The 12,000-nt window shown below is 70.2% G+C and carries 14 protein-coding genes; 8 read left to right on the plus strand and 6 right to left on the minus strand.

The features are described from left to right. The first annotated feature begins 67 nt into the window (after window positions 1–67). The gene (locus tag LV457_RS03090) at window positions 68–2,146 is read left to right on the plus strand and encodes an LCP family protein (protein WP_232168927.1); all 2,079 of its coding nucleotides are present in this window, start codon (window positions 68–70) and stop codon (window positions 2,144–2,146) included. A gap of 71 nt (window positions 2,147–2,217) precedes the next feature. After that, window positions 2,218–2,886 (plus strand): phosphate signaling complex protein PhoU, encoded by a 669-nt coding sequence (phoU, locus tag LV457_RS03095; RefSeq protein WP_232168929.1) that lies wholly within the window; start codon window positions 2,218–2,220, stop codon window positions 2,884–2,886. 161 nt (window positions 2,887–3,047) lie between these two features. Here the strand turns inward: phoU and pstB are convergent, their stop codons facing one another. The 6 genes from pstB to LV457_RS03125 form a co-directional block, all read right to left on the minus strand. Next, the gene (gene pstB / locus LV457_RS03100; RefSeq protein WP_232168931.1) at window positions 3,048–3,824 is read right to left on the minus strand and encodes a phosphate ABC transporter ATP-binding protein PstB; all 777 of its coding nucleotides are present in this window, start codon (window positions 3,822–3,824) and stop codon (window positions 3,048–3,050) included. Between the two features lie 10 nt (window positions 3,825–3,834). Next, window positions 3,835–4,749: a phosphate ABC transporter permease PstA gene (gene pstA, locus LV457_RS03105; protein ID WP_232168933.1), complete on the minus strand. Its 915-nt coding sequence runs from the start codon at window positions 4,747–4,749 to the stop codon at window positions 3,835–3,837. Beyond that, window positions 4,746–5,795, minus strand: coding sequence for a phosphate ABC transporter permease subunit PstC (gene pstC, locus LV457_RS03110; protein ID WP_232168935.1), 1,050 nt, complete (start codon window positions 5,793–5,795; stop codon window positions 4,746–4,748). The genes pstA and pstC overlap by 4 nt, the downstream gene beginning before the upstream one ends. A gap of 89 nt (window positions 5,796–5,884) precedes the next feature. Beyond that, the gene (pstS, locus tag LV457_RS03115; protein WP_374198702.1) at window positions 5,885–6,985 is read right to left on the minus strand and encodes a phosphate ABC transporter substrate-binding protein PstS; all 1,101 of its coding nucleotides are present in this window, start codon (window positions 6,983–6,985) and stop codon (window positions 5,885–5,887) included. A gap of 102 nt (window positions 6,986–7,087) precedes the next feature. After that, complete coding sequence (gene mshD / locus LV457_RS03120) at window positions 7,088–8,011, minus strand: mycothiol synthase (RefSeq protein ID WP_232168936.1); 924 nt, start codon at window positions 8,009–8,011, stop codon at window positions 7,088–7,090. Next, window positions 8,008–8,793, minus strand: coding sequence for a response regulator transcription factor (locus tag LV457_RS03125; protein WP_232168937.1), 786 nt, complete (start codon window positions 8,791–8,793; stop codon window positions 8,008–8,010). Before LV457_RS03125 ends, mshD begins: the two co-directional genes overlap by 4 nt. Window positions 8,794–8,944: 151 nt before the next feature. Between LV457_RS03125 and lmeA the strand changes: the two genes are divergently transcribed. From lmeA to LV457_RS03150, 6 genes are all read left to right on the plus strand, one after another. Further along, entirely contained in the window at window positions 8,945–9,742 is a 798-nt protein-coding gene (lmeA, locus tag LV457_RS03130; RefSeq protein WP_232168938.1) for a mannan chain length control protein LmeA, read from the plus strand. Beyond that, complete coding sequence (locus LV457_RS03135; protein WP_232168939.1) at window positions 9,739–10,158, plus strand: thioredoxin family protein; 420 nt, start codon at window positions 9,739–9,741, stop codon at window positions 10,156–10,158. The genes lmeA and LV457_RS03135 overlap by 4 nt, the downstream gene beginning before the upstream one ends. 50 nt (window positions 10,159–10,208) lie before the next feature. Beyond that, the gene (locus LV457_RS20260) at window positions 10,209–10,277 is read left to right on the plus strand and encodes an Ms5788A family Cys-rich leader peptide (protein ID WP_374198720.1); all 69 of its coding nucleotides are present in this window, start codon (window positions 10,209–10,211) and stop codon (window positions 10,275–10,277) included. A 71-nt stretch (window positions 10,278–10,348) separates the two neighbouring features. Then, the gene (locus LV457_RS03140) at window positions 10,349–10,810 is read left to right on the plus strand and encodes a DUF4395 domain-containing protein (protein WP_232168940.1); all 462 of its coding nucleotides are present in this window, start codon (window positions 10,349–10,351) and stop codon (window positions 10,808–10,810) included. Window positions 10,811–10,844: 34 nt separating this feature from the next. Further along, window positions 10,845–11,678, plus strand: coding sequence for a sulfurtransferase (locus LV457_RS03145; protein ID WP_232168941.1), 834 nt, complete (start codon window positions 10,845–10,847; stop codon window positions 11,676–11,678). Between the two features lie 2 nt (window positions 11,679–11,680). Next, the gene (locus LV457_RS03150) at window positions 11,681–11,983 is read left to right on the plus strand and encodes a DUF1416 domain-containing protein (RefSeq protein ID WP_232168942.1); all 303 of its coding nucleotides are present in this window, start codon (window positions 11,681–11,683) and stop codon (window positions 11,981–11,983) included. Window positions 11,984–12,000: the final 17 nt, after the last annotated feature.

The raw sequence follows: 12,000 nt of genomic DNA on the forward strand, positions 1-12,000 counted from the left end.
AGACGAAGGGCACGCGGAAGCCAGCCGCGCCGGTGCACACATTCCCAGCTCGGAGGCAGGTACGGACATGAGTGACGGCGATAGCGCCACTCCTGGCCGGCGTCGTGCACCCGAGCCCGCAGCCGACAATCCGTGGGTCACCCGCACGCCGCCGCCCTCCCCGTTGGCGGCGCCGTGGGAGCGGGCGCGTGCCGCAAGTGCGGATCCCGGCGCCGACCGGCCGCGGCACGCGGACCCCGGTGAGCCCGACGACGAGCCGTCCGGGCAGCACACCGACGGCCGCGGCGTCAGCGTCGCCGATCTGATCGCGAAGGTCGGCTCCACCCCACACCGGCGGCCGCGCCGCCGAGCAGCGCCCGATCCCGAGCCCGAGGAGCCGCCGGCGGCCGCCGCGGACGTCCCGGGTGACGACGCCGCCACGGCACTGCTGCCGACGATGGCCGCCGACGACCTGCCCGACTTGACGGCCGCCTCCGACCGCTCGGAGGTCCGCGGGGAGCGGCGGCGCCGTCCCGAGCAGATCGACGCGACGGCCGTCATCCCCAAGGCCGAACCGAAGCGGGAGCGACGCCGCATGCTGGTGGCCGGCCGGGCCCTGGCCGCGTTGTTCGCCGTCGGCGCGCTCGCCGTCACCGGCGGGGCGTATCAGTGGCAGTCGGTCAAGAACCAGAGCCTCAACAACGTCGCCGCCCTGGACCCGGACTCCCGCGACATCCTCGACCCGAACGCCCAGTTCGGCGACGAGAACTTCCTCATCGTCGGCGTCGACACCCGCGCGGGCGCCAACAGCGAGCTCGGCGCCGGCGACCAGTCCGACGCCGCGGGCGCCCGGTCCGACACCGTCATGCTCGTCAACATCCCCGCCAACCGCCAGCGCGTGGTCGCCGTGTCGTTCCCCCGCGACCTGCAGATCGAGCCGATGAAGTGCCAGGCCTGGAACGCCGACACCGGGCAGTACGGGCCGGTCTACGACGAAACCACCGGCAGCTACGGGCCCGACGAGTGGTACACCGAGACCAAGCTGAACTCGGCGTACGCCTATGGCGGCCCGAAATGTCTGGTCAAGGTGATCCAGAAGCTCTCCGGCATCAACATCAACCGCTTCATGGCCATCGACTTCGCCGGGTTCTCGAAGATGGTCGACGCGCTCGGCGGTGTGGAGGTCTGCAGCACCACGCCGCTGGAGGACTACGAGCTGGGCACCGTGCTCCCCAACGCCGGCAGGCAGGTGGTCGACGGGCACACCGCGCTGAACTACGTGCGCGCCCGCCAGGTGACCACCGAGGTCAACGGGGACTACGGCCGCATCAAACGCCAGCAGCTGTTCCTGTCGTCGCTGATCCGGTCGATGATCTCGCGTGAGGTGTTCTTCAGCCTCAACAAGCTGAACAACGTCGTCAACATGTTCATCAACGACAGCTATGTGGACAACATCCAGACGAAGGACCTGGTGCAGCTGGGACAGTCGATCCAGGGCATCTCGGCGGGCCGCGTCACCTTCATCACCGTGCCGACCACCGGCGAGACCGACGAGATGGGCAACGAGATCCCCCGCGAGGACGACATCCGCGCGCTGTTCGACGCGATCATCCAGGACAAGCCCCTTCCCGGCGAGGACACCGGGCGCAGCTCGACGCCGTCGCACACCCCGACGCCCACGAGCGACAGCTCGAACTCCGGCGATGTCAGCACGGCGGCGAGCAGGTCCACCGAAACGCCGCCGGCGCAGGTGGTCAACGCGGTGACCACGGTGCCCGGCGACGTGACGGTGCGGGTGTCCAATTCGACCGGCCGCACCGGGCTCGGCGCCACGGCGGCCAGCGAGCTGCAGCAGCACGGCTTCCACGTCACCACACCCGACGACTATCCGAATTCGCTGCCGGCCACCACCGTCTTCTTCTCCGCCGGCAACGAGCAGGCCGCCGCGACCGTCGCCGCGGCGCTGCCCCACCCGCAGGTCGAGCGCGTCTCCGGGCTCGGCGGCGTCGTCCAGGTGGTGCTCGGTCCGGATTTCAGCGCCGTGTCCGCACCGCCGCCCAGCGGCTCGACGGTGCAGGTCGAGGTCCACGACGGCCCGTCGACGCTGCCCACCGACCTGCCCGAAGATCTGAGCGTCACCAACGCCGCCGACACCAGCTGCGATTGACCGCCCGGCATTCACCCGGCGTTCACCGGGTGAGCCGTGACTCGATGTGACAACCGCCGTAGGCTGGCTCCATGCGGACCGCCTACCACGAGCGTTTGGCTGCGCTGACCACGCAGCTCGGGGACATGTGCGGCCTGGCGGGGGTGGCGATGGAGCGGGCCACGCAGGCTCTCCTGCAGGCTGATCTCGTGTTGGCCGAGCAGGTCATCACCGACCACGAGCAGATCACCACGATGAGCGCCAAGGCGGAGGAGAGCGCGTTCGTGCTGCTCGCCTTGCAGGCCCCCGTCGCCGGCGATCTGCGCTCGATCGTCAGCTCCATCCAGAACGTCGCCGACGTCGACCGGATGGGTGCGCTGGCGCTGCACGTCGCGAAGATCGCCCGCCGCCGCCACCCGCAGCACGCGCTGCCCGAGGAGGTCAACGGCTATTTCGCCGAGATGGGCCGCGTGGCCGTCGAGCTCGGTCACAGCGCCCAGGAGGTGCTGCTGTCCGGCGATCCGGAGAAGGCCGCGCAGATCCGCGAAGAAGACGACGCGATGGACGATCTGCACCGCCACCTGTTCTCGGTGCTCATGGACCGCGAGTGGAAGCACGGCGTGGTCGCGGCCGTCGACGTGACGCTGCTCAGCCGGTTCTACGAGCGCTTCGCCGACCACGCGGTCGAGGTGGCCCGCCGGGTGATCTTCCAGGCCACCGGCCGGTTCCCGCAGGAAGACGAGCTGCACACCGTCCGCTGAGCGGTTTCCGGCGCGGCCGATTCGCGCGGTCCCGCGTGCGCGATCACTCGTGGCGCGGCCACTTCCACATCAGGGCGATGATGCTCACGCCAGGGCGGAATTTCGGCCGTATTTTCGCCTTGAGGCGAAGATCAACGCCCACAGGTGAGACCCAACGGGCGTCAGCCGAAGCGGCCCGAGATGTAGTCCTCGGTCGCCTTGTTGCTCGGGTTGGAGAAGATCTTCTCGGTGTCGTCGATCTCGATGAGCCTGCCCGGCTTACCGGTGGCCTCGAGGTTGAAGAACGCCGTCTGGTCGCTCACCCGGGCGGCCTGCTGCATGTTGTGCGTGACGATCACAATCGTGAAGTCCTGCTTGAGCTCTGCGATCAGGTCCTCGATCGCCAGCGTCGAGATGGGGTCGAGCGCCGAGCACGGCTCGTCCATCAGCAGCACGTCGGGCTGCACCGCGATGGCGCGGGCGATGCACAGCCGCTGCTGCTGACCGCCGGACAGCCCGCCGCCGGGCTTGTCGAGCCGGTCCTTCACCTCGGTCCAAAGGTTCGCGCCGCGCAGCGAGCGCTCGGCGGTCTCGTCGAGCACCTTGCGGTTGCGGACGCCCTGCAGCTTCAGGCCGGCGACCACGTTGTCGCGAATGCTCATGGTGGGAAACGGGTTCGGCCGCTGGAACACCATGCCGATGGTCTTGCGGACGCCGACCGGGTCGACGCCCGAGCCGTAGATGTCCTCGCCGTCGAGCAGCACCGACCCTTCGACCCGCGCGCCCGGGATCACCTCGTGCATGCGGTTGAGGGTCCGCAGCACAGTCGACTTGCCGCAGCCCGACGGGCCGATGAACGCGGTGACGCTGCGCGGCGGCACCGACATGGTGACGTCGGAGACGGCGTGGAACGAGCCGTAGTAGATGTTGACGTCTTTGAGATCGAGGCGCTTGGCCACGGGGGAGCTCCTATATCTTCTTGGGCGAGAAGAACTTGGCGACGACCCGCGCGCCGACGTTCAGCACGGCGATCAGCAGGATGAGTGTCAGGGCGGCGCCCCACAGCCGGTCGGTCGGGATGGCGTTGACGCCCGCGCCGGCCTGCGTCTGGTCGTACATCATGCCCGGCAGCGAGCCCTGGAAGCCGTTGAACAGGTCGAAGTTGATCGACGACGCGTAGCCCACGAGGATCAGCAGCGGAGCCGTCTCGCCCATCACGCGGGCCAGCGCCAGCATGATCCCGGTGACGATCCCCGACAGCGCGGTCGGGACGACGATGCGGGCGATGGTCTTCCACTTCGGGACGCCGAGCGCATAGCTGGCCTCCCGCAGGTCCATCGGCACGATGCGCAGCATCTCCTCGGTGGCGCGGACGATCACCGGCACCATCAGCAGCACCAGCGCCAGCGATACGGCGAAGCCGCTGCGCGGGAAGCCCAGCGTGGCCACCCACAGCGCGTAGATGAAGAGCGCCGCCACCACCGACGGCACGCCGGTGAGGATGTCGACCATGAAGGTGGTGGTGCGGGCGAGCCGGGAGTTGCCGCCGTACTCGACGAGGTAGATCGCGACGAACACGCCGACCGGGATCGAGATCACCGCGCACACCAGGCCCTGCAGCAGCGTACCGATCAGCGCGTGGTAGACGCCGCCGCCGGGGAGGAAGGCCGTCATGCCGGATTGGGAGTTGAACCACCACTGTTGGCTCAGCACGATGCCGACGCCCTTGCTGACGACGGTCCACAGCACCCACACGAGCGGCACCAGCGCGACGAGCACGGACGCGGTGACCAGCACCGTGGCGACGTTGTTGGTGATCTTGCGCCGGGTGGACAGCCCCTGGAACGTGGGCGCCTTGACGGGCCGGTCGAGCGTCGAGGTCACGTGACGGCCTTTCCGGCGACCGCGGCGCGGGCCAGCGAGTTGACGAGGAACGTGAGGACGAACAGCACGAGGCCGGCGGCGATGTACGCGCCGGCCTTGTATTCGTCGTTGAACTCCGCGACCGAGGACGCGATCTTGCTGGCGAACGTGTAGCCGCCGTCGAACAGCGACCAGCCGAACGCCTGCTGGGTGCCGCGCAGGATGATGAGCAGCGCGATGGTCTCGCCGAGCGCGCGGCCGAGGCCGAGCATCGCGCCGCTGATGTAGCCGGACTTCCCGAACGGCAACACGGTGGTGCGCACCACCTCCCAGCGCGTGGCGCCCAACGCGAGCGCGGCCTCGATCTGTCCGCGCGGCGTCTGCATGAACACCTCGCGGGTCACGGCGGTGATGATCGGCAGGATCATGACCGCGAGCACGATGCCGGCGGTGAAGACGGTGCCGCCGCCGGACACCGAGACCGTGCCCGTCGAGAACAGGAAGATCCAGCCGAAGTGCTCGTTGAGCCACTCCGCGAACGGCGTGATGACCGGCGCCAGCACGTACAGGCCCCAGACGCCGTAGATGATCGAGGGCACCGCGGCGAGCAGGTCGACGAGGTAGGCGAGCGGTCCGGCTACCCGCTTGGAGGCGTACTGCGTCAGGTAGATGGCGATGCCCAGGGCCACCGGCATCGCGAGCAGCAGGGCGAACACCGACACGAACACCGTCACCTGCAGTAGGTCGAGGATGCCGAAATGCATGGCCGAGGTGTCGGTGGTGATCCAGTTGCCACCGAAGGTGAAGAAGTTCTCCTCGTTGCGGCGCAGCGCCGGAACGGCCCGCCACACCAGGAAGAAGCCGATGGCGCCGATGAGCACGACGACGAAGATGCTCGCGCTCTCGGCCAACCCGCGGAACACCCGATCGCCGAGTCGCTCGCTGGCGTTTCTCGACGGATCTGTGGGGGTCGGCGTCGGTTCGGGGATCGGCACTGCGAGCGCCTCACCCGAGCCGGCGCCGAGCGGATTCGGAGTCGTCACCTCAGCATCAACCCTATCGGTCATCGGCCGACATCCATTGTCGCGCGCCGACCCGGCGCCACGCGATGTGACGCCGGGTACTGCGCCGCGCTCCGAACCACCGCCGAGATCCGTCAGGCCGAGATGGCGTCGATGGCGGTGACGAGGCGCTGCTTGAACGCGTCGGGCAGCGGCACGTAACCCGCCGCGGACAGCGACGCCTGACCCTGTCCGGCCGCCACCTTGAGGAACGACTTGACGGCCGCGGCGGTCTCGGCGTCGTACCCCTTCGAGCACACGATCTCGTAGGTGGCCAGCACCAGCGGGTAGGCCCCGGGCTCCTTGGTGGCGTACAGCGACTTCAGGTCCAGCACCAGGTCGTTGCCCTCACCGGCGAACTTCGCCGCGCTGATGGCCTTGCCGGCGGTCTCGTCGGTGAGCTCGACCGCACCGCTGCCGGTGTCGATCTGCGCCGCGCTGAGATTGCCGACGTAGCTCTTCTCGACGTAGCCGATCGAGCCCGCGGAACCGGCCACGGCCTGCTGCACGCCGGCTGAGCCGTTCGCACCCTCGCCGACGCCGCCGTTGAAGGTGCTGCCGGCACCCTGCGTCCAGGACTGCGGCGCCGCCGCCGCGAGGTACTTCTGGAAGTTGTCGGTGGTGCCCGACTCGCCGGTGCGGAAGATCGGCACGATCGGCTGGCTGGGCAGCGACTTGCCGGCGTTGAGCGCCGCGATGGCCGGGTCGTTCCAGGTCTTGATGCCGCCGTTGAAGATCCGGGCGATCACGTCGGCGTTCAGCACCAGGCCGTCGACGCCCTCGACGTTGTAGACCAGCGCGACCGGGCCGAACACCACCGGCAGGTTCCATGCCGGGTTGCCGCCACAGCGCTGCGCGGCCGGCTGCACCTGGTTCTCGGCGAGCGGGGAGTCGGAGCCACCGAAGTCGACGTTGCCGGCGATGAACTGGTTGCGGCCCGTGCCGGAGCCGGTGGCGTTGTATTCCAGCGTCTTGCCCGGGCAGGCCTGCCCCCACGCGGCGATGAAGCCGTCCATGGCGTTCTTCTGGGCCGACGAGCCCTCCGCGGTCAGCTTGTCCTTGCCGTCACAGTTGGCGTCGCCGGAGGCGCCGGACCCGCCGGCGTTGTTGTCGCTGCCGCAGGCGGTCAGGGCCGCCGCCATCGTCGCCGCGGACAACGTCGCGAGGAACGCCGTACCCAAGCTGTTGCGCTTCACCTGTCTCACTTTCCGGATTGCTGGAAGAGCCGTTGCACGCCGAAGCTAAGCGGCCGGAGTGGCCGCTTGTGCTATGCCAGGTGAACGACGGGTGAACAGCGCTCAGTGATCGCCGCGGGCGGCGTAGGCGGTGTCGACCGCGAAGACGGTGAAGCCCAGCCGCTGGTAGGTGCGCACCGCCGCGGCGTTGTCGGATTCGACGTAGAGCATGACGGTCGGATCGTCGGCCGGTGCGAGAACCGTTGCGAGGTGGTGCAATCCGACGAGCGTGAGGTAGTGGCCGAGCCGCCGGCCCTGCGCTGCCGGATCGACGCCCACGACGTACACCTCGCCCAGCGCGGGGCCGCGGACATCGCCGCGGGGCACGGTATGCACCTTCGTCCAGTGGAAGCCGAGCAGCGCGCCGGTGTCGCGGTCGAACGCCAGGAACAGCCCGTCCGGGTCGAACCACGGCTCGCCGCGCCGCTCGTCGAGGTCGGCGTCGGTCCAGCCGCCCTGCTCCGGGTGCCAGGCGAACGCGGCGTTGTTCACCCGCAGGAGCTCGGCGTCGTCCTCCGGCCCGCGGTAGGTGCGCAGCATCACCCCGGCCGGTTCGTCGACGGGCGGCAACTCCGAGAGCGGCCGGCGCATCTGCAGCAGCTCGCGGACCGCCACCAAATCCAGCGCCGCCGCCAGCCCGCGGGCGGCCGGCAGGGTGCCGTGCGCCCACGCCCGCGTACCGGGCCCGCCGCGGGCCAGCGCCGCCCGCAGCAGTGCGGTCCCGGTGCCGCGGCGGCGCGCCGCCGGATGCACGACGAGCTCAGCCATCGCCGGGTCGTCGCCGTCGGCCGCTGCGAGGTTCAGGTAGCCGACGACGTCGTTCCCGTCGGTGGCCAGCAGGTGGGCGGTGTGCTGTGTCCGCAGCGCGCGCAGCACCTGCTCGCCCACCGGGGCGACGCCGTCGGTGTCGCGCGCCGCCGCGATGACTTCGGTGACCCGCTCCCGCTGTGCGTCCGAGAGCGCGTCGCGCCAATCGACCGCGGTCACCGCGCGCGCAACGGATCCGGCCCGCGCAGCGCGTCGGGCAGGTCCTCCGGCAGCTCGTCGGGGCCGAAGTCCTCGTCGTCGTCGAAGTCGTCGGCCGCCGACGCCGCGCGGCCCCGGGCCGGCCGGACCGCCTTGTAGCCGACATTGCGCACGGTGCCGATCAGCGCCTCGTGTTCGCTGCCGAGTTTGGCGCGCAGCCGGCGGACGTGGACGTCCACGGTCCGGGTGCCGCCGAAGAAGTCGTAGCCCCACACCTCCTGCAGCAGTTGGGCGCGGGTGAAGACGCGGCCCGCGTGCTGCGCGAGGTATTTGAGCAGCTCGAACTCCTTGTAGGTGAGGTCGAGCGGCTTGCCCCGCAGCCGGGCGGTATAGGTGCCCTCGTCGATGACCAGCTCGCCGAGCGTCACCTTGCCGGCGTTTTCCTGGTTCGCGGCGCCGCCGCGGCGCCCGACCACGAGGCGTAACCGGGCGTCGATCTCGGCGGGGCCGGTGGAGGGCAGCAGGATCTCGTCGAGACCCCACTCGATGTTGACCGCGACGAGCCCGCCCTCGGTGACCACCGCGACGACCGGCACCGACGTTCCCGTGGTGCCGAGCAGCCGGCACAGCCCGCGGGCGGCCGCGAGGTCGGTGCGGGCGTCGACGATCGCGACGTCGGCCGAACCCGCCTCCAGCAGCGACGACACCTCGCTGGGGGCGGTTCGGACGGTGTGCGGCAGCAGCGACAACGACGGCAGCACGTTCTCCGGTTGCGGATCGACCGTCAGGAGCAAAAGGTCCAATGCAGCCTCCAGCGCATCGGGTGTCCGACGTCCGGGCGTACGGCCGATGTACTCCCGGAACCAGACGACGAATTCCCCCACGATAACGCGTGACCAGCAGTTCTGCGGTGCCCGGGCAGTGCGGTGCGGCGCGGTCGGCGACAATGTGCGGGTGCGGACGCTGGCGATCTCGGTGGGTGCGACGCTGCTGGCGGCGATCGTCGCGGTGGTGGGCGCCGACTTCGGCGCCGCGATCTACGCCGAGTACCGGCTGTCGCGGACCCTGCGCACGGAGGCGGGGTTGACGGCGGATCCCACCGTCGCGATCCTCGGGTTCCCGTTCACGACGCAGGCCGCGGACCACCGGTACGGCGAGGTGGAGCTGCGCGCCGCGGCGGTGGATGCGCCGGTGGTCGGCCGGTGTTCGCTGGAGGCGACGCTGCACTCGATCGACCTGCACACCTCGTCGTGGCTGATCCGGCCGGACGCGGTGCTGCCGGTCGAGAAGGTCGAGAGCCGCATCATCATCGACTCCCGTCATGTCGGGCGTTTCATGGGCATCACCGATCTGATGGTGGAGGCACCGTCGGCCGACACGAACGACGCGACCGGCGGCACCACGGAGTCGGGCATCTCCGGCAGCCGCGGCCTGGTGTTCACCGGCACTCCGCGCTCGGCCGGCCTCGACGAGCGGGTGAGCGTGTCGGTCGATCTGTCCATGGCCGGGCCCGACCAGACCACGCTGGTGTTCACCGGCACCGACGTCCTCACCGGGCCCGGCACCGCGAGCCGCGAGGTGTCCGACGCGGACCGCGCCGCGGTGCTGGCGGCGTTCAGCACGGCGCTGCCCGGCCAGCGGCTGCCGTTCGGCATCCCGCCGACGAGCCAGGGCGTGCGCGGCTCCGACGTGATCATCGAGGGCATCGCCACCCGGCGCGCCCTGCGACTCGACGAGTTCCGGCAGCCGTGACGGCGCAGTGGACCGTCGTGGTCGGCGCGATCGCTGCCCTGGCGGTGGCGGCGGCGCTCGGGGTGGTGGCCACCCGGCGCAACGGCGTGCTGCGGCCCGCTGCCGCGGTGCGGGCGGTCGACACCGGTGACCTCGGCCTCTCGGATACCGGCCCGACCGTCGTGCACTTCACCGCGGCGTGGTGCGGGCCGTGCGCGGGGGTGCGTCGGGTGATCGAGGCGGTGACGACCGAGCTCGGTGGCGTGGCGCACATCGAGATCGACATCGACGCCGACCCCGATGCGGCCCGCCGATTCTCGGTGCTGTCGCTGCCGACCACCCTGGTGTTCGACGCCGACGGCCGGCAGCGCTACCGGGCGAACGGCTCGCTGAAGGCCGCTGACCTGCGGGCGGCGTTGGCGCCGTTATTGGCCTGAGCAGGCTGTCATTGGGTATGGTGGGCGCCGTGTTCGCCCGCCTTGAGCTGATGCTCACCAAGCGCCGCGCAGTCGACCTGTGCCGCGTCGCGGGTTGTTGCTGTTGTCGTTGTCGCTGATCCGGCGCGAGCGCGCGCGGAGCGCAGTCCGTCCGGCCTGCCCCTCAGCCCATTCCAACAGGAGCACCATCATGTCCCGCAGTACCCGATCGGCAGAGGTCGACGTCCGTGGTCCGCGCTTTGCTGCCTGGGTGACCAGCGCCGTCCTGCTCGCCGGTCTGCTCGTCGCCGGTGTCGATGCCACGGCGGCCGCGGTGATCCTCGGCGCGCAGGCGGTGGTCTTCGCCGTCGGCGCCGCCGCCGGACCGCGCCGCCACCCCTACGGCGCGGTGTACGCCCGCGTCGTCGCCCCGCGGCTCGGGCCGGTGACCGAGACCGAACCCACCGCGCCGCTGCGCTTCGCCCAGCTGGTCGGGCTGGTGTTCGCGGCGGTCGCCACGGCCGGCTTCGCGGCCGGCGCCTTCCTCGTCGGTGTGGTCGCGACGGCGTTCGCGCTCGTCGCGGCCTTCCTCAACGCGGCGTTCGGCATCTGCCTGGGCTGCCGCCTCTATCCGCTGTTCGTCCGCTTCCGACGGTCGCCGTCCCTCGCCTGACCGTCGAACGACCCCTCTCCGAAAGGACCCTTCCATGGCCCGCTCCGACGTCCTGGTCACCGCTGACTGGGCCGAGCAGAACCTGCACGCGCCGAACACCGTCTTCGTCGAGGTCGACGAGGACACCAGCGCCTACGACACCGGCCACATCGAGGGCGCGGTGCGGCTGGACTGGAAGACCGACCTGCAGGACCCGGTGCGCCGCGACTTCGTCGACGCCGAGCAGTTCTCGAAGCTGCTCTCCGACCGCGGCATCTCCAACGACGACACGGTGATCCTGTACGGCGGCAACAACAACTGGTTTGCGGCTTACGCCTACTGGTACTTCAAGCTGTACGGCCACGAGAAGGTCAAGCTGCTCGACGGCGGCCGCAAGAAGTGGGAGCTGGACAACCGCCCGCTGTCGACGGAGCCCGTCACCCGCAAGCCGACGTCCTACACCGCGAAGCCGCCGAACAACGCGATCCGCGCCTTCCGCGACGAGGTGATCGCGGCCATCGGCGAGAAGAACCTCGTCGACGTGCGCTCCCCCGACGAGTTCTCCGGCAAGATCCTGGCGCCGGCGCACCTGCCGCAGGAGCAGAGCCAGCGGCCCGGGCACATCCCCACCGCGATCAACGTGCCGTGGAGCAAGGCGGCGAACGACGACGGCACCTTCAAGTCCGACGAGGAGCTGGCGAAGCTGTACGCCGACGCCGGCCTCGACGGCGAGAAGGAGACCATCGCGTACTGCCGCATCGGCGAGCGCTCGTCGCACACCTGGTTCGTCCTGCAAGAACTGCTGGGCCACCGGAATGTGAAGAACTACGACGGCAGTTGGACGGAATACGGCTCCCTGGTGGGCGCCCCGATCGAGTTGGGAAAGTAACTATGTGCTCTGCACCGAAACAAGGCCAGACCCTGCCGGCCAGCGTCGACCTGGAGAAGGAGACCGTCATCACCGGTCGGGTGGTCGACGGTTCCGGTCAGGCGGTGGGCGGGGCGTTCGTGCGGCTCCTCGACGCCTCCGACGAGTTCACCGCCGAGGTCGTCGCGTCGGCCACCGGCGACTTCCGGTTCTTCGCCGCGCCGGGCACCTGGACGCTGCGGGCGCTGTCGAAGGTCGGCAACGGCGATGCGGTGGTCGCGCCGAACGGCGCCGGCATCCACGAGGTGGACGTCAAGGTCGCCTAGCGCCAAGGAGCTGGGCA

This window comes from Mycobacterium sp. MYCO198283 (assembly GCF_021213805.1).
GTDB lineage: Bacteria > Actinomycetota > Actinomycetes > Mycobacteriales > Mycobacteriaceae > Mycobacterium.